Below are 21,169 nucleotides of genomic sequence, written 5' to 3' on the forward strand. Positions count from 1 at the left end.
AACCCCCTGCGAGCACTCGAGATGCCGGTCAGCATGACCGCCGCGCCGCCCTCCGCGCAATACCATCCGGCATTCGTTTCAAACACTCAACCGAGCCGTCGACACGCAGTCAGTTTCTGCATGCACACTGTGGTGATGAGGCGTGATGTGCGGCAGTTACCGGGAGAGCCGGGTGTGTACCGGTTCCGTGACGAGACCGGAAAGGTGCTGTACATCGGGCGGGCGCGCAATCTGCGGCGGCGCGTGCAGTCGTACTGGAACCACCTCGGCGACCGTCCGCGACTGGCCCGGATGGTACGGCGGATCGCCCGGGTAGAAGGGGTTTGGTGCGACTCCGAGCACGAAGCGGCCTTTCTGGAACGCAATCTGCTCGAGCACTCCAAGCCGCGGTGGAACCGGACCGAGGGCGGCGCGGAGGTGGTCGGCTACATCCGGTTCGACGACGTGCCCAACCGGCCGGGCCTGCGGTTCGAGCACACGGTCACCGGGACCGCGCCCCACTACGGTCCGTATCTCGGTGGTCTACGGATCCGGCAGGCGATCTCGGGTCTGCATCGGGTCCTGCCGTTGCAGTACGCGGTCGAGGGTGACGGGTCGGCGCGTGAGTTCGGGCAGCTGTTCGGGATCGGTCCGGAGGATCGTGACTCGCTGACCCAGACGGCGATCGCCGTACTGGAACGCGATCCCGCCGCGGTCGCCGCACTGCGGGACGAGTTGGTACGGCGGCGGGACCGGGCGGCCGGCGAACTGCGGTTCGAGTTCGCGGCGAAGGTGCAGGACGAGCTCGCGGCCCTCGACTGGATCGTCGCGGAGCAGAAGGTCGCGTGGCTGGAGCCCCGGGATGCGGACGTGTACGGGTGGGCGGACGGCGTACTCGTGCATTTCGAGATCCGCGCCGGTCGGATGTGCACCTGGACACAACGCGCGGTGTCTGAGCGGACGGCCCGCGATCGGGTGGCGTCGACGCCGGAGCTCTGGCAGTTGTTTGCCCAACGCAACGCCGAGCTCGCGGTCCGGCTGCGTGACTCGATCGCTGAATAGCATCGTGTGTCTTGACCAAGCCCCCGCTTCCGCCGTATCACCGGCTAGCGGTTGGTGACCTCGAAGGCGACGATCGCGGCGGCTACGGCGACGTTCAGGGATTCGACGCCGGCGTGCAGGGGGATCTGCAGGTCGGAGTCGGTGGAGACCGTGATGCCGTTGGTCTCGCCGCCGAGCACGTAGACGGCGCGCGGTGCGAGATCCGCCTTGAAGAGTGACTGCGGTGAGCGGGCCGAGAGGCCGTACACGTGATAGCCCGCTGAGCGGAGCAGGTCGACTGCTGTCTTCGCGGTCGACGTGTTGACGATCGGCGCCTGGAACGCGATCCCGGCCGACGCCTTGATCACCAGCGGCCCGACATGCGGCGTACCGGCTCGGGGCAGGATCACGCCGTCGAACCCGGCGCCGGTCGCGGTCCGCAGGATCATGCCGACGTTGCCGGGGTTGGTGACACCGTCGAGCAGGAACACGTTCGTCGGCCGCTTACCGCGCGTACGGACGAACTCCTCCAGCGGCGTCATCCGCGGCGCGTCGACATCCGCGACCACGCCCTGATCGTGCTTGCCGTTCCCCGCCAGCCACTTCACCCGGCTGGCCGTCGCCCGCTCCACCGGCGTCCCGTACTTCTCGGCCGCCCGCAGGATCTCCTGCATCGACGACCCGGTCGCGTTGTCGGCCAGGACCACCTTCGCCACCGACAACGCCGGGTCGTGCAACGCCTCGAGCACGGGTTTGCGCCCGTACACGGTGATCCATTTATCCCGCGGCGACTTTCTCGATTCCACCCGCCTACGGTACGCCGGACAACTTCACACCACCGCAACAGCCGGGCAACGTCGGTCCGTCACGCTCAGTGGCATGGAACAGTTGCGTACGGCGCTCATCGGCGGAACCGCCTGTGAGGTGTGTGGGCGACTCCCGCATCCCCGGCGACTCCGGTTGACCCTGGCCAAGCTGCTGGCGATCTTCCCGGTCGAGTTCGCCCTCCACGCGGTGGTGCTGTGGCTGCATCCGGCGTACGTCGTGGCCGTCAGTGTGCTGGTGATCGCGACCACGGCCTTGGTGATCTGGGTGATCGAGCCGTCGACCATGCGCCTGTTGCGGTCGTGGCTGCACGCGCCGCGAACCCGACCGGTTTCCGGGCTCGGCGCGCTGTGGCGGATCCGGGTGACGCTCGACGACCGGGCCGGCGCGCTCGAACGGCTGACGCACGCCCTGGCCGACCTGGACGCGAACATCCTCGGCCTGCATGTCCACCCGCTGGACGCCGGCGTCCGCGACGAGCTCGTCGTCTCGACCCCGGACCCGATCGACGCCGGATTGTTGCTGGCGGCAATCGAGGACGCGGGCGGCCGGGACGCTCACGTATGGCCGACCACCACCCTCGCCTTGGTCGACGGCCAGACGAAGGCGCTCAGCCTGTCGGCACGGGTCGTCAGTGACCCGGGTGAGCTCCCGCACGCGGTCGCCGAATTGCTCGGCGCGCGCCTCGTCACCGACCACGCCACCCTGTCCGCACGTCTGCCCGCGGACGGCACCGTCTTGAAGATTCCGTCGCCGTGGACCGGTCTGTTCGCGTTCACCCGTCCGAACGAGCCGTTCACTCCAGCGGAGTCCGCCCGGGCGCATCGGCTGGCGGAGCTGGCCGAACTCGGGGTCAGGCGTTGAGTGGATTGGTGGCCTTCCCATCGAGCCAGAGGACGTTGGTCGGGTCGCCGTGTGCGCCTTTCCGGCCGACGTGCTTGTCGCTGATCTCCGGACCGTTCTTGATCACGTGGATGAGCGCCATCGCGTGTCCACGGCCGAGGTCGTAGTCCTCCTTCAGCCAGTCGATGATCACGCCGGCCTTCACGTCCGCGGCGTCGTACCCACGCCCCTTCGCCACCTCGACCAGCTCGCGCGGAGTGCGCCCGGTCTTCTCCTCGATCTTGTCCAGGTACGCCTGAAACGACATGCTCGTCCGCCTCTCACCGCAGGCGCCTGGTGCGCCCTTCACCCAGGCGTCGTACGGCGGGCGGCGAAATCGACACCCGGCGCTAAAGTCGATGGATGGGTGGCAATCGACTGACCGTGAAGGGGCGGGCGACGCGGGCGCGGATCCTGGCGGCCGCGGCGGAGTTGGTGCACCGGCAGGGCATCGCGCGTACGCAACTCGAGGACATCCGGCGGGCCGCCGGGGTGAGCGGTTCCCAGTTGACGCACTACTTCCACGACAAGGGGACGCTGATCGACGACGTCATCATCTGGCAGGCCGACACGTTGCTGGACCGCGAGCCGGTCCTCGACTCGTTCGACGCCTGGCACCGGTGGGCCGACGGGGTGGTCGCCCGCCAGACCGCCCGGAAGTTCCAGGGCGGCTGCGATTTCGGCTCCCTCGCCGGTCAGCTCGCGGAATCGAGTCCAGCGACCCGCGCCCTGCTGGCCGAGGGCTACGAGCGCTGGCTCGATCGCTTCCGTACGGGACTACGGTCCATGCGCGACAACGGCGTACTGCGCCCCGACGCCGACCCAGATGTCCTGGCCAACACGATCCTCGCCGCGATGCAAGGCGGCCTACTCCTCACCCAAACCCTCCGCCGCCCCGACCCCCTCCGCAGTTCCCTAACAGCAGCCCTAACCACTCTCGAGTCGTACGCCGGCTAGCCGTTGCAGAACTGCGGTGGCTGAGCGGTCGATGTCGGACTCGTCGGTGGTCCAGTTGGTGACGGAGATGCGCATGGCGGCCTTGCCTTGCCAGGTGGTGCCTGACATCCAGCAGGTGCCTTCCTGCTGGACCGCGTTGACCACTCGCCGGGTCAGCGCGTCGTCGTCGCCGAAGCGGACCAGGACCTGGTTGAGCACAACGTCGTTCAGTACTTCGACACCGTTGGCGGCCAGCGTGTCCGCGAAGCGGCGGGCCAGCGCGTGACAGCGGTCGACGATCTGGGCGATCCCTGAGCGCCCGAGTGCGCGGATGGCGGCGTACACGGCGAACCCGCGCGCCCGCCGGGAGAACTCGGGGTTGAAGTCGAGCGGATCGCGTTGGCCGTTCTCGTCCTGGATGAGGTACGCCGCTCTGATCGACATCGCGGCGCGATGAGGTTCGGGGTGCGCGCAGAGGACGAGGCCGGAGTCGTACGGGACGTTGAGCCACTTGTGCGCGTCGGTCGCCCAGGAGTCGGCGCGGTCGATGCCGTCGACCAGTCTTTTGAGCCTCGGACTGACCGCAGCCCAGAGGCCGAAGGCGCCGTCGACGTGAACCCACGCGCCGGCCGCATGAGCCAGGTCGCAGATCTCGCCGATCGGGTCGAATGCGCCTGTGTTCACGTTGCCGGCTTGTGCACAGACGATCGTGGGGTGCTCCTCGTTTTCGAGAGCTTCGGCGAGCGCGTCGGCGCGCATCCGGCCTTGCTCGTCCACCGCGATCGGCGTAATGCAGTTGATCCCAAGACCCAGGAACCGCAGTGCACGGTCGATCGTGTCGTGCCGCTCGGCTCCGGCGAGGACTCGGATCGGCGGAGCACCGATCAATCCGTCGTGCTCGACGTCCCAGCCTGCGCGCCGGAGCACCTCGTGACGGGCGGCCGCGAGGCCGGTGAAGTTCGCCATCTGGGCGCCGGTGACGAAGCCGACGGACGTGGTCGACGGCAGTCCGAACAGCTCGACCAGCCAGTTGGCCGCGACTTCCTCGACCACGGCCGCGGCGGGCGCGGCGGCGTACAGACCGGCGTTCTGGTCCCACGCGGTGGCGAGCCAGTCAGCGGCGAGTGCCGCGGGCGTTGCGCCGCCGAACACGAAGCCGAAGAACCGCCCGCTGCCACTGGGCAACAGTCCGTCCTCGACCCCCTTCGCGAGGTGCGCAACCACCTCCCGGGCGTCGGTCGGCCCGGTGGGGAGCGCGCCGCCGAGAGCTTCGTGCAGCTCTGCCGCGGTCGCGCGCGGGCCGACCCGCCGCTCAGGGAGTCCGGTCAGGTACGTGTTCGCCCGCTCGAACGCTTCCGTGAGCGGTCCCTCCCAATCCACCATGCCTCTTTTGTACGCCGGGATCGTGTGATGCAGCGTGTGACGGCACTACAGTTCGGCCATGCGGATGGCTGGAGTCGTGACGCGGAGTCGCTGGACGGCGATCGCCGGTTATTCCCTGGTCGGCGCGGCCACCCAGCTGGTCTGGCTGAACTTCGCCGGCGTGACCACGGTCGCGGCCTCCCGGTACGGCGTCTCCGAGAGCGCGATCGGCTGGCTCGCCCAGGTGTTCCCGCTGCTGTACGTCGTACTCGCGATTCCGTGCGGCCTGATCCTGGACCGGTGGTTCCGGGCCGGGTTGATCGTTGGTGCTTTGTTGACCGCCGTAGGTGCCTGCGTCCGGCTGATCGGGGACGACTTCGGCTGGCTGCTGGCCGGGCAGATCATCGCTGCGGTCGCTCAGCCGCTGGTGCTGAACGCCGTGACTGGTATCACCGGGCGCTACGTGACCCCTAAGGATCGTCCGACGGGCATTGCCGTCGGTACCGCCAGCATCTTCGCCGGCATGGTGATCGCCTTCCTGCTGTCCGCGGTCTTCACCACCGCCGCCGACCTGCCGATCATGCTCACCGTGACAGCCGCCTTCTGCGTCCTTGCAGCTCTCTTCTTGCTCTTCGCCCTCCGCAGCAAGGGCCCGTTCGAGGTTGTCAGGCATGGCCCTGTTCGCGGTGCGTTGCGGATCGCCTGGGGCGATTCATTGATCCGTCGGCTTTGCGTGCTGGCGATCTTCCCCTTCGGCGTCTTCGTTGCCATGAGCACCTTCGCCCAGGCCCTCCTGGAGCCCGCCGGGGTCAGCGGCGGCACGGCGAGCACGATCCTGCTCGTCAACGTCGTCGCCGGGGTCGTGGGGAGCGCCGTGATCCCGATCCTGGTGGTACGGCGGAACGCGGAGTCGGCCCTGCTCGTCGTGAGCCTCACGGTCACCGCCGCTGCTTGCACCCTGCTGGCGTTCGCGCCGGGCGTGCTTGTTGGGTTCGTCGCGATCACCCTGATCGGCCTACTTCTGCTCCCGGCCCTCCCGATTGTGCTCGAGCTCGTAGAACGCCGTACGGGCGAGGCCGAGGGAACCGCGGCGGGCCTCATCTGGATGGCCGGCAACCTCGGCGGCCTGGTGGTGGCGGTCGTGGTCGGGCTGCTCGTCGATCACCCGACAGCCGCGTTCCTGGTGATGGCGGCGATCGCGCTCATCGCCGTACCGGGGGCTCGCGCTCTCCGTCGGCCGATCGCCGAACTCCGAGCGCAGTCGCCGCTGTAGCCAGCAGCCCACCGATGCCGGCGGCAACGAAGGTGACACGGGCGTTGGTGTGCTGGAGCAGCAGTCCGCCGAATACGTACGACAACCCGGCGGCCAGGCCGATCGCGCCGTACAGGTTGCCGAAGACGCGGCTCCTCAGGTGTGCCGGGACGACGCGTTGCAGGTGCGTGTTGATCCCCACGTCGATGCCCGAGATGCCGAGACCGCGGATGATCTGGAGCGCGAGGGCGGCCCAGATCGCCCAGGCCAGGCCGGTGAGGAGGTTGCCCACGCTGGCCACGGCGAACCCGACGAGCATCAGGACGGGCATCCGGAAGCGGCTCGCGTACTTGGCGAGTACGGCGAACCCGACGACGAGCCCGATCCCGACACCGGCGTACAGGGTCGCGGCGGCCGAGTCGCTGCCGTGCAGTTCGTCCTTCCCGAGGAACACCATCGCGACGTCGTCGACCCCGCTGAACGCGACCACGCCGAAGAACCCGAGCCCGATCACCCGGACCTGCTTTGCCCGCCAGATGTACCCCAGCCCGTCGCGCGCGTCTTTGAACAGGCTGTGGCCGGACGGCTCTGTCTTGGGCAGCCTCGGCAACCGGCTCAGCAGGATCGCCGACGCGAAGAACGTCGCCGCGTCGATCAGCAGGATCCCCTGCACCCCGGTGACCAGGAACAGCGCGGCCGCAATCAGTGGCGCGACCGCCTCCAGCCCGTTGGTCCCGGCGCCGAGCGCGGAGTTCGCCGTCTCCAGCTCCTCGTCCTTGACCAGCCCCGGCATCGCACTCCGCGAACTCGCCTGGAATACCGTCGCCGTGATACTCCGCACAGCAACCATGACCAGCAACACCGGCAACGGCGGCAACACGGCAGCCATCACGATCGTCAGCGCCCCCTGCACCAGGTCACACGTCACCATGACCCGCTTGAGGTCGAACCGATCCCCGATCGCCCCCGCAAACGCCCCGAACAACCCCGGCGTGAAGTCCCCCGCCAGCAGCAGCAACGCCACCGCCAGCGCCGCCCCCGTCGACGCCTCGACGTACAAGAGCAGCGCAACCAGCCCGAGCGCGTCGCCCAGAAACGACACCGACCGAGCCACCCACAACCGCCGAAACCCAGGCGACCCCCGCAACAGCCCCCACACGATCCCTTAGTATGGACCGGCACAACACCGGCCGGTGTGGCGCAACTGGCAGCGCACCGCTCTTGTAAAGCGGTGGTTAGGGGTTCGAGTCCCCTCACCGGCTCTCCGACCAGGGAATATAAGCCGGAAGTGATGAACTTCCGGGCCCGAACTCGCCGGTTACTCGCCGCTTTGCGATTTTCGGTCGCTCCGCGGTGCTACTAGATCGCAGGTCCTTCCGGCGTTTGCCGGCCCTGCTCGTGGATGTCGCGGAGAGCCTGTTCGAGATGGCGAGCTGCCTCGGGGTTTCGGGCCCGCCGGCCGACGTAGTCATCCATCGTCGTTGTCGTCTGCGCGTGACCCAGCTGGTCTGCGATCTGTCGCGGGGACTGGCCTGACTCCTCCAGAATGGTCGCTGTGGTCTTCCGGAAGACGTGTGCCGTGACCCAGCCGAGTTCGTCAGCCAGCGAGCGCACGCCGGCGAGTTCGGTCAGTTCCAGCAGTGAGGCCCGGTCGGCCCGGGACAGCCTGTAGAGGTCAGCAAGCTCGGTAGCCTCGCCCGGACCGAGCCGAACCCGACCAGTCTCAATCAGGCTGACGCGCGTCTTGCGCCAACCGAGTTTGGTGACGACGTCGGTCTGCTTCAGCCCGGAATTCCGCCGGTGCTGCTGAAGCACCCGCCCTAGTTCCTGTCGACGTTGGCTTCCAACCGGCCGACGAGCCTCGCGCAGTGCCTTCTGAACGTTGTGCGGGTCCCGAAAGCTACCCTCGCTGCTAGGAAAGATGGGGTTGTCCACTGGTGTTCCTGGCGTCCATCTGGTCTTCAGCATGTCGAGCGCCCACTGGGGTAGACCCAGGATACGTTCACCGGCCGCCGACTTAACTCTGCGCCGTATCAGCCCGTGGCCCTTGATTCTCTGGATCTGATGACTGCAGTCGATCTCACCAGCCGTCCAATTGAGATCTTGCCAGGTCACAGCCAGGCACTCGCCGATGCGCTCGCCAGTGGCCAGCATGAACTTGCACAGGTCGACCAGGTCCGCGCGCACGGCGCGTTCGTCTTGTTCGAGCAGCTCGAACCACTGCTCTCGTTCTTCCTTCTCCAAGGCCCGGGGACGCTTGCGCTGGGACTTGCCGCCGACCTTGATCTCGCGGACTGGGTTCGACGAAATGGCGCCGTGCCTGACCGCGAGACCGAACGTTCCGGTGAGGATGCTCTTGCAGGTCTTGGCGCTCGCCACGCCGACCTCGTCCCTGACCTTCACGATCACCTTGTTGACCCTGGGGATGGTCGCTTCGATCAGCCGCAGCTCGCCGATGCGTGGCTCGAGATTCTTGTCGTACTGATAGCGATACGTGTCGTACGTTCCGGGGGCCAACGCATCCTGCTCAACCTTGTCTTTGACCTCGGCCAAGAACAGCTCAGCCGCAATCGCAACGCGGTCCGTCGCCTTCAGCTCCGCAGACTCGGCAACGATCCTCCGTGCCTTGAACTTCGCCCTGAGGTTGTTCTCCGCCTCGCCCGCAGTACCTCCCCAAGCCGCTACGCGCCGAGTACGACCGTCGAGGTCTCGATAACGCCCGCTCGCCTCGAACTTGACGACGCGCCCTCGACGATCACGCTTGACCGGCCGCACGGCGATATTCCCCCACGTCCCGAGCGGAAACGGCTCCCTAGCCATCCGGCCTCCTGACTCACGTCGCGCAGCGCACACCAGACGCATGCTCAACGTTTGAGCCATCGGAAACTCGGAGACGCAACTCGAACCAGTCGGTGCGGGCAAGGCAATACGATCAACTGACCGGAGGGACTCGACACAGCCGTTACCCAGTGGGTCAAGGCGGCTTCCGTGCAGAGAGTTGGAACACCTGCGCAGACGGTCCGCGCGGCGGCAGCAGCTACGTCTTCGCCGGATGTTCGCGAAAGTGCTTACTGGCAAGAGATTCGGGGGTGGTCTGATGCGCATTGGTTCTCATCGCTCACCATCCACTCGCACTCATTGAGACGAGTAGGTGCCTGTCTGGAAGCGGTTCAAGCTCGATCGCAAGGAGTCCCCTTCGTGTGGCCTCAGCGAGAGTTGGCCACATGGGGCGAGGCGACTCGTTGCCTGTCGTTCTCACTGCGATGCTCAACTGGCTGGACGTCCGACCCAGGCTAGGTGGTGTGCTGCTACGAAGTAGTCCTTGCGTTGTCTGCCTCCTAGTACACCGACCCGGGTTGCCTTCGACGACCTGGAGTCCACTGGTGCCAGGTGCGACCAGTTGTCGATCAATCAAGAGGGGCCACCGTCTCCACGTCCCGCGGGTCTCCCAGCGCTGGCGAACGCCCCGGTGGATACCAAACCGACGCACGCTCACCCAGTGATCTGGGTCGTCGGCGTATTCCTCCATGCAATCGCCGTCAGACGGGCCCGTCGGCATCGCATCTGCCATCGGGGCACGGCCTGCGATCCGTCCTCCTCGAGGCCGAGGAGCCGACACCCAGAAATCTCCGTCAGTGGGATGAGATCGCCGAGCACAATGGCGCGGCCCTTCACGGTCCATTGCGGACCGCCCCACATCCAATCTCGTCCTGACCTCGACGCCGTCACACGGGCAATAGTGCGGCCGGCGATCGCCATGCACTCTCACGTGACTCGCGCCTCCGTGTTCTCCGACTTGCCTTCCTGGACATAGGACGCGACTGCATGAGCGATGGCGGCGTCCCCCACCATCGCGGCAAGGCACTGCACCGCCTCCAGCGGCGGCTTCATGCCCAGCGTCGTGAAGTGCTCGGCCAGCGCGGTGAGTTCCTCGGGTGTTGCGTCCATCGACAGCCCTCTGGGTGCGTACGAGCCACCAGGATGCCGCGCCTTCCAGCGTCAGCGGCCATCGAGGCGCGCCCAGGACCGCACCGGAACTGACTAGGTGGCTCGTTGGCTGGCGTGACCATCAGCATCTGGTCCAGACTCAGCGTCTATGACAGTTCAGCAGCCACCGGAGGAGCCGCGAACGGCGACCGTCGACAAGCTGTTCGCTGGCGCCTTGAGTTCTTTTCCCGTGGTGGGAGGCGTCGCCGGGGCCTGGTACGAGTATGTGATGGAGGGGCCGTACAGTCGACGGGTGATGGCCTGGCGAGCCAGTATCACCGATGTGGTTAACGACCTCGCAGTGAGGGTCGACCGGCTTCTGGACAATGAGGTCTTCCTGGACGCGTTTATTCAGTCGACGCGCGCGGCGCAGGCGACACACCAGTCGGAGAAGCTCGAAGCCCTCAGAAACGCTCTGGCCAACTCGGTGGCTCTCGATGCGCCCGACGTCGACGAACAGGCGCGGTTCTTCCGACTGGTTGACGACTTCTCGGCGCGCCACATTGTGGTGCTCCGGTGGATCGACGACCACGAAAGCACAGCCGAGCAGGTGGCCGCCGACCAACTCGTCACCGGCAGTGGAGTCTGGGGCCATCGGCTACCCACTTTCGCCGGTCGCGGCGAGATGCTAGATCTCATCGTCGATGACTTGCTCCGGGCGAGGCTGATCACCTGGTCGCCACTTGCACCCGCCGAGCTGGGAGTCTTCGGCGGGACCCATTTCATGGGGCGCGCGTCTGAGCTGGGTCAGCGTTTCCTCCGCTTCATCTCTGAAGGCGATGTACGGTCCTGAGGAGGCTCTGATCACGTTCCACGCTCCTACTCCATACTGCGGCGTCGGGCTGCGGCGGAGGCCTGGGAGCGACGTAGGTAGTGCGCCTTGCGGGCGTTCTCGACGGCTTTGGCTCGGTCGGCTGGCGACATGACGCCGTCGGGATCGACCTCGAGCTCGAACTTCCGGTCCATCGCGGCGCCCGCGTTCCGGGTGCAGCCCGCACGGTCCGGGGTCTGCGCCCAGGAAAGGTGCGCGGCGATCTGGTAGTTGTTGCTCACGACAAGGGCAACGACCAGGACGGGCTGCGGAATGTGTCGGGTCGGTATCGAACGTCGTCCCCGGTACTCGTCCTGCCAGGACTAAGCCCACAGGACGGGACGAGTGCCGTCCCCGTCCTGAGGACGAGTACCGCGACGAGCGGTACCACGGAGAGGACGGAACCGGGCCGTCCTCCGATGTCGGTCCTGAACCCGGCCCGGCGGTACCCAAGCAGGCCAGGCGGGTGGCGCTCGGTCCCGCAAGGCGAGCCAGTGACGGTACCGGTGCAGGTGCGGTCCCAGCATCACCTTGGCCGCCCGGCGTTCGTCGCTCGTTCCTCCATGAACTGCTCAATCGCTTGATCTGACATGCGGTAGTTCGGGCGGCTGGGCGGGCGCGATGTTAACCGCGGCCAGTTCGCCGCGGCGGATCAGCCGGCGGACCTGATCGACCGACAGCCGCAGCGTCGCACCCACCTCTGAAACCAGAAGCCACCTCGTCACGCCGACGATCCCACCTCAGCGCACAGCAGGACTTCTCGTGCCGCGCTCAGCACGCGTCCGACTGTTCGATCACAGTCACCGCACGGGCTCTCGCAGAGGGAGCTCTGGGTACATCCCGACGAAGTCCGGTGAAGTCCGATTTGGGCCTTGACGGGGGTCCGATTTCCTCGCGTACGCGCCGGCGCGCGTCCGCACCTTGCGAGATCCTCGACCGAGACCACCTCGACATCCAACGTCACACCTGCGAGATCAACGGCCCCATAGTCACGCAAGAACGCAGTGTCGTCGCCGTGGTCGCAAAGCCACTGCTCGACGACATCGTCCGGCCAGCCGAGCGCCCTCACCATGGAACTCGTGCGGAAGTTCTCAAACACCCCGTTCTCTCGGCATTGCCATGACAAGGTCGAGAAGTCAGCAAGCCTCACCCAGACATTATGGGTCGAGTAGCGAGGGAACCTGGGCATGCGTCCCGCACCAGGCGAAGGATCTTGAGCGTCAGGAGTTCATCGTTCGAGGTTCTTCATTGCTTGCTCGAGAATCTCGCGACGTGTACGAGTCCAATCGGTAGACCAGTTCTGGTCTGGTTCGCGGTCGCGCGGCAGAGCGTAGACCTCCTCGGCAATCGACATTTGGACGGCGAACAGTTGAGGCGCCTGTCCGGTTCCCTTGCATTCGCGACAGTGCACGAGCTTCGACGTGAACGCTGCTCCCCCCAGGCAGGCTGGGCACAAGGCGAGATCACCCAGGACATCGGCGGCAAGAGCCTCTGCGAGGTTCCCAGGTCCGGTGCCGCCGTACCCCCATTCGAATTCACCACGAGCACGCGACTCATTGTCCCGCAGGAGACGTTTGTTGCCGCCGCGTTCTTCGACGAGCACCAGGGTTGCGCTACCTCTCAGTCCCCGATATGTCAGCTCGACGAAGCGTGAATCGGACATCATATTTCGAAGGCGCCCCGGAAATGGAGGTACGCGACGAGGGAACGCTGGCATTCGGTGCGGCTCTCCTGACCAGTGGATCGCCGCGCGAATCAGTCTGTTGAGCGGCTTGGCCAACGCCCGCAGACCCGGCGACCTTTCCCCGAGGTTGTCCTCAAACGTCTCCACGCCAGCCTTGAATTCGTCGCGCCACTTCGTCAGGAGATCGTGGAGATGTTCAGCAACATCGGGACTGTCACCGGACCGCAGGCTCGCGACGGTGTGAGCCCACAGGCTGCTGATGATGGCTGCTGCGTACGACGGATCCTGGTGGGCGTGTGCGAGGGCACTCATCATCTGCTCCTGCGCCTCTGACACCAGCCCGGCCGGCAGCGGAGATACGTCGACCGATCCGGGCCTGCCGTGGTGCTCGAGCGGCTCGCTCAACCATCCAACGGTCTGGAGACGGGCTTTCCAGAGTGCATTGGCAAGCGGAAGGGGATTGCCGTCGGTCGACCAGGCAAGCACTCCGATGATGTCGCGGGTCAGGTCTTCGAGCCGGCTGTCGGCCGAGCATGCGGCGAGCAGCGGATCGATCTCTGCGATCAGGCCGCCAAGCAGTCTGAACTCACGAACGTGGTGCGCGTGACTGCGATCCTGCTGGTGCCGAGTGAGCTGCAGGATTGCTAGCAACAACGAACGCCCGAGGCTCGTGGCGACCGGAACATTGACGGATGTCGTGGCCATGGTGGTGGCGGCCAGGAGCCGGCGACCCGTGATCAGAGCGCGTCTGTCGAATCCACCTTCGAAGGCAGCAACCATCAGGTCGGCCAACGCTTTGCCAAACGCCGCTGAGGGGCCCTCGTTGTCAGGACTGTGGGCGCCACGCCAACTGGTCCTGTCGGGCGGTCTTGAGACCTGGGGATCCGCGTCCGTCAGTAGGGCGACACCGATCTCCTCGAGCGCGGTCTCGACCGTATCTGTTCCGCTGTACTGACCCTGCTCGTACAGAGAGTGTGCCAGGGCGCGGATTCTGCGGATGTCTTCTGCGAGCCCGCCGGGTCCTTGCCAGCCGCCGGGCCACCGGCCGGCGTCGGGCCGCGGTGAAGCCAACATGCTGACGAGATCGTCCGTCGTGGCTTGTAAGAGCTCATTTGCTTGGTGCTCATTCGGCGACGTGTGCTCGTCTTGTCCTCCGACAGCAACCGCGGTCGACACGATCTCCTGAACGTCGAGTCGTTCCAGCCGCTCTCCAGTCGTCGCCTGCGTGATCTCTGTGCTGATCGTCTTGACCGCATCTCGGTGTGATCGGGTTGGGACCGCTCGTCGGCTGCCCTGGAAGCTGAGTGGCTGAGTTGCGGGCCCGCACGGCACAGACGGTACGAGCAGCGTCAGTCGTGCGATTGTTGCTTCCGCCAGACCATTTAAGGCTTCGTTGCCGATTGCGTGATGGCCGTCGGCTCTGGCTCGCTGGCCTATCCCGGTGAGTGCCTCTCGGATCGTGTGGTGTGCAGAGGACCTGTGTGCGAGCGCCACGCCGAGCACTGTGAGAACCGTGACGGTGTCTTCGGCGACCGATGGCTCTGTGCTGCCGTCGATGGAGCCACGGGCGATTCGGCTGATGGCGGCGTCGATCTTTGCCCGGTCTGTGGTGTGAGGTTGCGATGCCAGCAAGTAGGCAGCGGCGACGAGCGCCCGTCGGCGCTCGATAACACCAAGCGTGGGATGTCCGGCGAGTTCGACGACGACATCGGTCCTGTCGGCCGCGCGATGCTGGTTGCCGTTGGATGTGCGACAAGCCGCTCGGACTCCGCGTCGAATTGCCCGGTCGACGAGCCACTCGGGAGCCGTGCGCTCCATCCCGATCCAGACCATGACCGCTGCGAGCAGGAGTGCCCAACCGAATGCCGCAAACGCCCACCGGCTCCAGCGAGCAGTGGGAGCCATTGCCACCCAGAGCGGGAAGGCGACGCCGATCGCAACGATGATGAGCAAGCCCACCCTGGCCGGTACGTCGAAGATCCCCCGCATGGCCCGCCAGGAAAGCGATGCCCGCAGCTGAACCGCAGCGAGGCCGACGGTCAGTAGCAGCGCGACCAGCCCGGCGATTATCGAAGCAAGCCCGATGGTTACCTGCGACTGCCATCCGCGCGCGGTCGCATCGTCCGGTAACGACAGCCGTGGCCACCACACAACCGTCACCGTCCAAGCCGTACCGATCAAGACCATGGTCAGACCAAGAGACCATCGAGGAACCCGCACCCGCCGCAGCATGCACCGAGTATGCGGCTCACTCCACCTTTGCTCCTGGTCCGACGCTGAATACCTACCCGCGCAATTAGTCCGCTCGGACTCGCCTGTGTAAGGGTCGTTCGCTGCCGAGGTGCGAAAGGGCAGCAGGAGGGCTGCGAAGGGAGGCAGGGGCCAATAAGATCGGTGGCGATGAGGATCCGAGATGTCGAGTTCCCGGCCGAGCTGATCGAAGCGCACCGAGCCGGCGAGTTGGTGATCTTCGTTGGCGCGGGTGCGTCGATGGGCGCGCCCTCGTCACTCCCTGACTTCAAGACCCTTGCGACCGACGTTGCGCTCGAGGCTGAGCGTTCTGCGCCAGCGCCCGAGGTTCAGCTCGACTGGTTCCTCGGGGACCTGGCAGACAAGGGAGTCGAGGTTCATCGGCGAGTCGCTGACCACCTCACGCTGTGGACATCGAGACCGAACCGGCTGCACCACGCTGTCGCGGAGCTTGCCATGGCAGGCCGCGAAGTAAGGATCGTGACCACGAACTACGACTTGCACCTGTCTTCGGCGCTGAAAGCAGTGGGCGCAGATTTCGCCGAGTTCGTCGGGCCGGCTCTGCCGATGGGCGACGACTTCACCGGCATCATCTATCTTCATGGGCGATTGGGTGGGCCGAACCGTCGGCTCGTACTGACCGCCGAGGACTTCGGGCGCGCTTATCTCCGTGACGCCTGGGCGGCGAGGTTCCTCGAGCGGATGTTCGCGACCTTCAGCGTCCTGTTCGTTGGCTACAGCCACAGCGACGTTGTGATGCGGTATCTGGCACGAGCGCTCGGGCCTGGGAAGAAACGCTACTCACTCACCGATGACGGTAGCGCACCTGAGTGGACGACGTTGGGCATCACGCCACTCGAGTACCCCAACGCTGACCGAACCTTCGCAGCGCTGCCGGCGGCACTGGAGGGATGGGCCGAAGACGCCTCGATGGGCAGCCTCGGTCATCAGCAACGCCTCCGACGCTTGGTCTCCTCGGCGCCGACCGAGATTCCAGAGGACGTGTCGTACCTCAGTGCCGTGATTGCAGACCCACAGCGTGTCGGGCTGTTCACTGATGTCGCCCGAGGGAAGGCGTGGCTCGACTGGATCACCGCGCATGCCGAGTTCCGGCGACTGTTCGACCCCTCAATACCCGCCAACGAGTGCACCTATGCGCTGGCGGACTGGTTCGCGACGCACTTTGCGATGGAGGAGGATCTCACCGCGGACGCGGTGCGCGTCATCACGAGTTTCGGCGGCCGGATCGGACCTGCCCTTTGGAACGCTCTGGCGCAGGCGCTCCATCGCGCTGGCGCGCCTGGAGGCCATCGCCCGACCTGGCTCCGGCCTTGGCCAGTGTTGCTGATGGAGACCGCATCGCCTGGCGCTTCCTTCACGCTGCTCGAATACGCGCTGGTGGCGTCCAGTTGGCCCGCGGAACGGTCGGCTGCACTGCTCCTGTTCGACTATCTGTCCGAGCCGATCGTGCGATCAAGACGGTCGTACGGATTGGGCGGGCCCTTCACCGCCGAGCTGAACTTCCGAGGCAGCGGCTACTGGCTCAAAGAGGCCCAGACGAAGCTGTTCGAGCCCGTGCTCTCGGAGGCGGCGCCGGACCTTGTACTGATCGCAGAACGACATCTTCGGCGGGCTTACCACCTACTTCTGTCGACCGATTCGGGTCCACCGCGGTTCGACCCGGTGTCGTTCCGCCGGTCGACGATCGCTGAGGACGGCCGACCTTCGCGGCCCGTCGAGCCGATGGACGTGCTGATCGATGTCGCGCGTGATGCGCTCGCGGCCCGTGTCAGCGACGGCGACGGCGAGGGCATCCTTCGGAGGTGGGCTGCTTCCGAGGCTCCGATCCTTCGTCGCCTCGCCGTACACACATGGGGTGCGCGCGGTGATGTCGACAGCACCTCAAAACTGGTGTGGTTGTTGTCCGCGAATCGTCTTGAGGATCATCACGTTCGGACAGAGGTGATGAGCCTGGTTGCGGCAGCGCTGCCGTCGGTGACCGAAGACGTGGCGCAGTTGCTCGTGTCGCAGGTCATCGCGTTGGGGGATGAGCTCGATGGACAGACCCGCTTCTTCCTGTTGGGCTGGACCGCCGGTCGTTTCCCGGAGATGCCAGCAGCCAGGAGCGCCTTCGAGGAACTGGAGCAACAGCTCCCAGATCTGACGTTGAGCGAGCCGGCCGCTCCGCCACGCCGGTTTGAATTCAGGCGCGTCGAACAACAACTGCCGATGAGCCCATCAGAACTCCACCGGCGACTCGATGAAGACGCAGTGGACGCACTCACTGAGCTACTTCGTTACAAGGACATCGTCTTTCCTGACGGCGGTCCGACCTGGAGTGATGCGCGACAACTGATGATTCAGACGGTGCGAGAGTGGCCGAGCGACGGATTCGTCCTTCTGGACTCCGACGTGACGACGCCGCCTGCGATCGTGTCCGCTGTGGTAGGCGGTTGGTCGATCGCCGACGTCGAGGATGCGACAGCGAAGAAGATCCTGCACCGTCTCGGTGAGCTCGATGTCACACTAGTTGCCGACGAACTCAGCCGGATGTTGGCCGACGGCGGCCAAAGCGAGCTGAACCCGACGAAGTGGCACCGTTTCTCGCAGGCCAGGACGTTAGCTCACCGAGTCTGGCACACCTCACCGCCCGAACTCGCGATCGAAGACGCTGAGCCGACTGCAGGCAGATGGTTGGAGCGAGCGATCAACAGCACTCACGGGCGGCTGGCTGAGTTCTGGATGCACGCGATCGCGAGCGACTGGCAGGCGCTTGGCGAAGAGTGGGCCGGAATCCCCGAAACGACAACGCTCGAGCTCGATCTGATGCTCGAGGCTGATGATCCACGCGGCGTGATGGCGGAAGTCGTACTGGCGTCACGTCTGCAGTTCCTCTCGAAAGCGGACTGGGGCTGGTACGAGTCAGAGCTGCTGCCGCTGTTCGCGTGGTCGGCTCAGGCTCGAGCCCAGCGCGTTTGGGAGGCGTTCCTGTCCGTCGGACAGTGGACCGACGAGCTACTGGACAGCGGGCTTCTGGACGGGTATCTCGACACCGTTTCGCACCTCGAAACGCTCCCGCCCGAGTTGTCCAGCCAACTCGCAGATCACATTGCCAGTATCGCCCTGTACAGCAGGATCAGGCCGACCGGTTGGCTGCGTGCCTTCGTTCGTCGCGCCAGCGCGGAGCATCGCAGCGAATGGGCAGACCGCGTCAGTTGGTCGCTCGACAATCTGGAGCCGGCTGCCGTCGAACAGCAGTGGCAGCGCTGGATGAGGCAGTACTGGCATGATCGGCTCAACGACATCCCGTTGCCCTTGACAGAGGCTGAGGCGTCGGCAATGGCCGCCTGGGCCGTCTACTTGACAGACTCAGCGGACGAAGCCGTCGTACTCGCAACATCGAGACCGGCCGGGCTGATCGAGCACGACATCGTACTGGAACGTCTCGCCGACGATCGCCTCCGGCAGGCACCGCGAGCGTTCGGCAAGCTGATCGCCCACTTACTGAAGAGCACGCCGGGACCTTGCTGGAGCCTCCACGAACTTCCAGGCATCGTGAGCTACCTGAATGGAATGGCAGATACAGACGACCTTGCCATCATCCGGCAAGAGGCCGTCCGACTGAGAGTCCCCTTGCCCGACTAGGCCGAAGTGTCGCGGTGGCCGCTCTGGCCGAGCACCCCCATCGGGTATGTCGCGCTGATCGCCGAGCGAATTGTGAGTCTCGGCCGCATTGGAGCGGAGTCCTTGATCGACTGTCAGCCCGAGACGTGACCGTTCCCAGGTTCCCGCGGGGGCGGCCCTCTTACCCGTCGCAGACGTCCTGCCGTACGCACCGTCCCTCAGGCACGCCCAGCGGACTGCTCAACGTCTGAGCCGCAGGTCGACCCTTGCGGGTGCGATTTCCAAGACTCCTGGATGTCGTCGTCTGGGTGTCGGCCACGACGCGCTGCGCCGAGGGTGAATTGAAGAAGTTGTCGTCGGCAAATGAGTGGAGGCGGCGATGCAGCGAGAGCCCCAGACGTCGAGTCGCGACATGCAACCACAGAGCAACCAACCGCCCGCTGACAGACGGGCGTTGAGGTGGTCGGTCCGGCACGCAATCGAGCTTGTCGCTTGCCAGCGTGATGGGACCACCTTGTTGCCAGGAGCATGGGACCACCTGGAGGTGTGAGTGAGCATCACCGGTCTTGGTCCTCGTGGTCAACGGTGACGCGCCGGTGGGGGTGGCGTTGCCGGTAGGAGGGCCCTTCGATGACGAGGGTGTGTGCGCCGGAGGTGAGCCGGTCGATGGCGGACTGGGCGAGGAGGGCGTCGCTCATCATGGTCAGCCATTCGGACGGTTCCCGGTTCGAGGTCACGATGGTGCTGGCTCGGCGGTGTCGCTCGACGACGAGCTCGTAGAAGTCGTTGGTTTCGGTGGCGTCCAGAGCCCGTAGCGCGAAGTCGTCGAGGATGAGGACGTCGACGCGGGCGAGTTTGCGGATCTCGGCCTCGAGGGTGTTGTCGAGGCGGGCGGCGCGGAGCCGGGTGAACAGCTTGTCGGCGCGGGCGGCGTGCACCGACAGCCGGCGCCGGATCGCGATGTGGCCCAGTGCCGTGGCCAGATGGGTTTTCCCGACCCCGACCGGCCCCAGGACCAGAACCCCGTTGCCGGCCTCGGTGAATCGCAGGCTGGTCAGGTCCGACAGCAGGGCCCGGTCGTAGCTGAGGTCGTCGAGCTCGTCCCAGGTGTCGAGGCGCATCGAGGGGTCGAGTCCGGCGGTGCGGGCGCGGAGCATGGCCGAGCGGGACTCGCGGCGGGTGATCTCGTCGGCCAGGATGAGCTCGAGGAACGCTGCGTGGCTCATCTTGTGCTGCCGGGCCAGCGCGAGCCGCTCGGGCAGGGTCTGGCTCATCTGGCCGAGTTTGAGCGCCTTCAACGTCTGGATCAGGTCGGTTCCGACCGGGTCGAGCGGTCCGGTTGTGCTGGTGGCTGTGCTGGTCATCGGTTCTCCGGTTCTGTGGGGGCTGGCTGGTCGGCGCCGCCGGGGATGAGGGTGAGCTGGACTCCGCCGCGCAGGGCGTACTCGCCGGGGTCGCGGGCGAACCGGCCGCCCTGGGCGTTGTGCTGTGAGCCGGCGGCGGCGGGTAGCACCGGCTGTTCACGTTCGCGGGCTTTCTCGAGCATTGCGGCGATCTTCGACACCGAGACGACGTCGAGGTCGAGTGAGCGTTCGCAGGCGGTCTCGACCGGGTCGGGTCCGTAGCGGCGGACCAGGCCGAGCAGCCGGTAGACGCTGCGCATCCGGGTCCAGGGCAGCGGGTCGTCGAGCAGCCGCTCGGCGTAGATGCCGACGTTCTCGCCGTGTCCGGCGCAGGCCGCGATGAGCCGCGAGAGATCCCGCAGCGCATACCCGGCCTTGTGCTCGGGCAGGTCGTCTCGGTGGGTGGACCGGCCGCCGGGCGGCTGCCGCGGATGGGTCTTGGCCAGCTTGCCCGCCCCGGCCCCGGCCGTGGAGTAGAGCTTGACCAGTTCGGAGTCGGCGCGCGCGTCCAGGTACTGGCCGAGGTGCTGCTCCGGCACCGAGTAGAGCGCCTTGGCGACCTCGACGTGGTAGTCGCGGTGCACCTTCACCCGGGTGAAGACCGGGACGTCATACGATGCTGGAACCTCAAGCAGGCATGCCGATTCCAGCTCGGTGAACATCTCCACCGGCCGCCGCTGGGTGGTGCCGTGGATCCGCATCCCGGCCCGCTCCGCACACCACGCCCAGGCCCGGGCCTGGGCATCGGCCAGGTCGGCGAAGTCCTCCCCGGCCCAGAAGTTGCCGCGCACGTACTGCACCGCCCGCTCCACCCGCGGCTTGTCCTGCGGCGAACGGACCCGAGCCGGGTCGGTGCCGAACCCGGCATGCTGGGCGTAGTCCAGCCAGCCCTTGCTCAGCTGGGGATTGACCGTGTCGGCGTTGGTGACCACCGGCTTGAGGTTGTCCGGGATCAGCACTTTGAAGACACCGCCGAAGAACGTCCAGGCCGCTTCACAGCCGGCGATCACCGCGGTCAGGGTCTGCGAATAGGTCAGCGGGTCCTGACCCCGGTTCTTGGACACGCTGAATCCAGCCATCGGCTGGGGAAGCGAGATGATCAGGACCATGGCCCGCAAGAACTACTCCGAGGA

General features: G+C 66.2%; 17 protein-coding genes and 1 tRNA gene. 7 read left to right on the forward strand and 11 right to left on the reverse strand.

Annotation, left to right across the window (positions count from 1 at the left end):
* Positions 1-135: 135 nt before the first annotated feature.
* Complete coding sequence (locus tag ACZ3HV_RS41480; protein WP_465693090.1) at positions 136-1,041, forward strand: GIY-YIG nuclease family protein; 906 nt, start codon at positions 136-138, stop codon at positions 1,039-1,041.
* 44 nt (positions 1,042-1,085) lie between these two features.
* Here the strand turns inward: ACZ3HV_RS41480 and ACZ3HV_RS41485 are convergent, their stop codons facing one another.
* Positions 1,086-1,826: a TrmH family RNA methyltransferase gene (locus ACZ3HV_RS41485; protein ID WP_465693092.1), complete on the reverse strand. Its 741-nt coding sequence runs from the start codon at positions 1,824-1,826 to the stop codon at positions 1,086-1,088.
* Between the two features lie 73 nt (positions 1,827-1,899).
* Here ACZ3HV_RS41485 and ACZ3HV_RS41490 point away from each other — a divergent pair, with 73 nt between their 5' ends.
* The gene (locus ACZ3HV_RS41490) at positions 1,900-2,709 is read left to right on the forward strand and encodes an ACT domain-containing protein (RefSeq protein ID WP_465693094.1); all 810 of its coding nucleotides are present in this window, start codon (positions 1,900-1,902) and stop codon (positions 2,707-2,709) included.
* Here ACZ3HV_RS41490 and ACZ3HV_RS41495 read toward each other — a convergent pair.
* On the reverse strand, positions 2,699-2,995 hold the full coding sequence (locus tag ACZ3HV_RS41495; protein WP_465693096.1) for a DUF4287 domain-containing protein: 297 nt from the start codon (positions 2,993-2,995) through the stop codon (positions 2,699-2,701). The two genes, ACZ3HV_RS41490 and ACZ3HV_RS41495, sit on opposite strands and share 11 nt — an antisense overlap.
* Positions 2,996-3,090: 95 nt before the next feature.
* Here ACZ3HV_RS41495 and ACZ3HV_RS41500 point away from each other — a divergent pair, with 95 nt between their 5' ends.
* Positions 3,091-3,684, forward strand: coding sequence for a TetR/AcrR family transcriptional regulator (locus tag ACZ3HV_RS41500; RefSeq protein WP_465693098.1), 594 nt, complete (start codon positions 3,091-3,093; stop codon positions 3,682-3,684).
* Here ACZ3HV_RS41500 and ACZ3HV_RS41505 read toward each other — a convergent pair.
* Positions 3,655-5,046: a pyridoxal phosphate-dependent decarboxylase family protein gene (locus ACZ3HV_RS41505; protein WP_465693100.1), complete on the reverse strand. Its 1,392-nt coding sequence runs from the start codon at positions 5,044-5,046 to the stop codon at positions 3,655-3,657. The two genes, ACZ3HV_RS41500 and ACZ3HV_RS41505, sit on opposite strands and share 30 nt — an antisense overlap.
* Positions 5,047-5,104: 58 nt before the next feature.
* Here ACZ3HV_RS41505 and ACZ3HV_RS41510 point away from each other — a divergent pair, with 58 nt between their 5' ends.
* On the forward strand, positions 5,105-6,298 hold the full coding sequence (locus ACZ3HV_RS41510) for an MFS transporter (protein ID WP_465693102.1): 1,194 nt from the start codon (positions 5,105-5,107) through the stop codon (positions 6,296-6,298).
* Here ACZ3HV_RS41510 and ACZ3HV_RS41515 read toward each other — a convergent pair.
* Positions 6,228-7,436 (reverse strand): MFS transporter, encoded by a 1,209-nt coding sequence (locus ACZ3HV_RS41515; RefSeq protein ID WP_465693104.1) that lies wholly within the window; start codon positions 7,434-7,436, stop codon positions 6,228-6,230. The genes ACZ3HV_RS41510 and ACZ3HV_RS41515 overlap by 71 nt on opposite strands.
* A 30-nt stretch (positions 7,437-7,466) precedes the next feature.
* Between ACZ3HV_RS41515 and ACZ3HV_RS41520 the strand changes: the two genes are divergently transcribed.
* A tRNA-Thr gene (locus ACZ3HV_RS41520) sits at positions 7,467-7,539 on the forward strand.
* A gap of 97 nt (positions 7,540-7,636) precedes the next feature.
* On the opposite strand, the gene ACZ3HV_RS41525 is transcribed toward ACZ3HV_RS41520, so the two are convergent.
* Together ACZ3HV_RS41525 and ACZ3HV_RS41530 are read right to left on the reverse strand one after the other, a co-directional pair.
* The gene (locus ACZ3HV_RS41525) at positions 7,637-9,097 is read right to left on the reverse strand and encodes a helix-turn-helix domain-containing protein (protein ID WP_465693106.1); all 1,461 of its coding nucleotides are present in this window, start codon (positions 9,095-9,097) and stop codon (positions 7,637-7,639) included.
* Between the two features lie 945 nt (positions 9,098-10,042).
* On the reverse strand, positions 10,043-10,225 hold the full coding sequence (locus ACZ3HV_RS41530) for a hypothetical protein (RefSeq protein WP_465693107.1): 183 nt from the start codon (positions 10,223-10,225) through the stop codon (positions 10,043-10,045).
* Positions 10,226-10,373: 148 nt separating this feature from the next.
* Between ACZ3HV_RS41530 and ACZ3HV_RS41535 the strand changes: the two genes are divergently transcribed.
* A complete protein-coding gene (locus tag ACZ3HV_RS41535; RefSeq protein ID WP_465693109.1) occupies positions 10,374-11,057 on the forward strand; it encodes a hypothetical protein in 684 nt (227 codons plus the stop codon).
* Positions 11,058-11,083: 26 nt separating this feature from the next.
* Here ACZ3HV_RS41535 and ACZ3HV_RS41540 read toward each other — a convergent pair whose 3' ends face one another.
* From ACZ3HV_RS41540 to ACZ3HV_RS41550, 3 genes are all read right to left on the reverse strand, one after another.
* Positions 11,084-11,317 carry a hypothetical protein gene (locus ACZ3HV_RS41540; protein WP_465693111.1) on the reverse strand — a complete coding sequence of 78 codons (234 nt, stop codon included), beginning with the start codon at positions 11,315-11,317 and terminating at the stop codon, positions 11,084-11,086.
* 330 nt (positions 11,318-11,647) lie between these two features.
* On the reverse strand, positions 11,648-11,773 hold the full coding sequence (locus tag ACZ3HV_RS41545; RefSeq protein ID WP_465693113.1) for a hypothetical protein: 126 nt from the start codon (positions 11,771-11,773) through the stop codon (positions 11,648-11,650).
* Between the two features lie 530 nt (positions 11,774-12,303).
* On the reverse strand, positions 12,304-14,991 hold the full coding sequence (locus tag ACZ3HV_RS41550) for a DUF6166 domain-containing protein (protein ID WP_465693115.1): 2,688 nt from the start codon (positions 14,989-14,991) through the stop codon (positions 12,304-12,306).
* 258 nt (positions 14,992-15,249) lie between these two features.
* On the opposite strand from ACZ3HV_RS41550, the gene ACZ3HV_RS41555 reads away from it, so the two are divergent.
* The gene (locus ACZ3HV_RS41555; protein WP_465693117.1) at positions 15,250-18,654 is read left to right on the forward strand and encodes a DUF4020 domain-containing protein; all 3,405 of its coding nucleotides are present in this window, start codon (positions 15,250-15,252) and stop codon (positions 18,652-18,654) included.
* Between the two features lie 536 nt (positions 18,655-19,190).
* Here ACZ3HV_RS41555 and istB read toward each other — a convergent pair.
* Together istB and ACZ3HV_RS41565 are read right to left on the reverse strand one after the other, a co-directional pair.
* Entirely contained in the window at positions 19,191-19,997 is an 807-nt protein-coding gene (istB, locus tag ACZ3HV_RS41560) for an IS21-like element helper ATPase IstB (RefSeq protein ID WP_465693119.1), read from the reverse strand.
* Positions 19,994-21,100 (reverse strand): Mu transposase domain-containing protein, encoded by a 1,107-nt coding sequence (locus ACZ3HV_RS41565; RefSeq protein ID WP_465693121.1) that lies wholly within the window; start codon positions 21,098-21,100, stop codon positions 19,994-19,996. Before ACZ3HV_RS41565 ends, istB begins: the two co-directional genes overlap by 4 nt.
* Positions 21,101-21,169 lie beyond the last annotated feature (69 nt).

It is taken from the genome of Kribbella sp. NPDC020701, assembly GCF_055562215.1.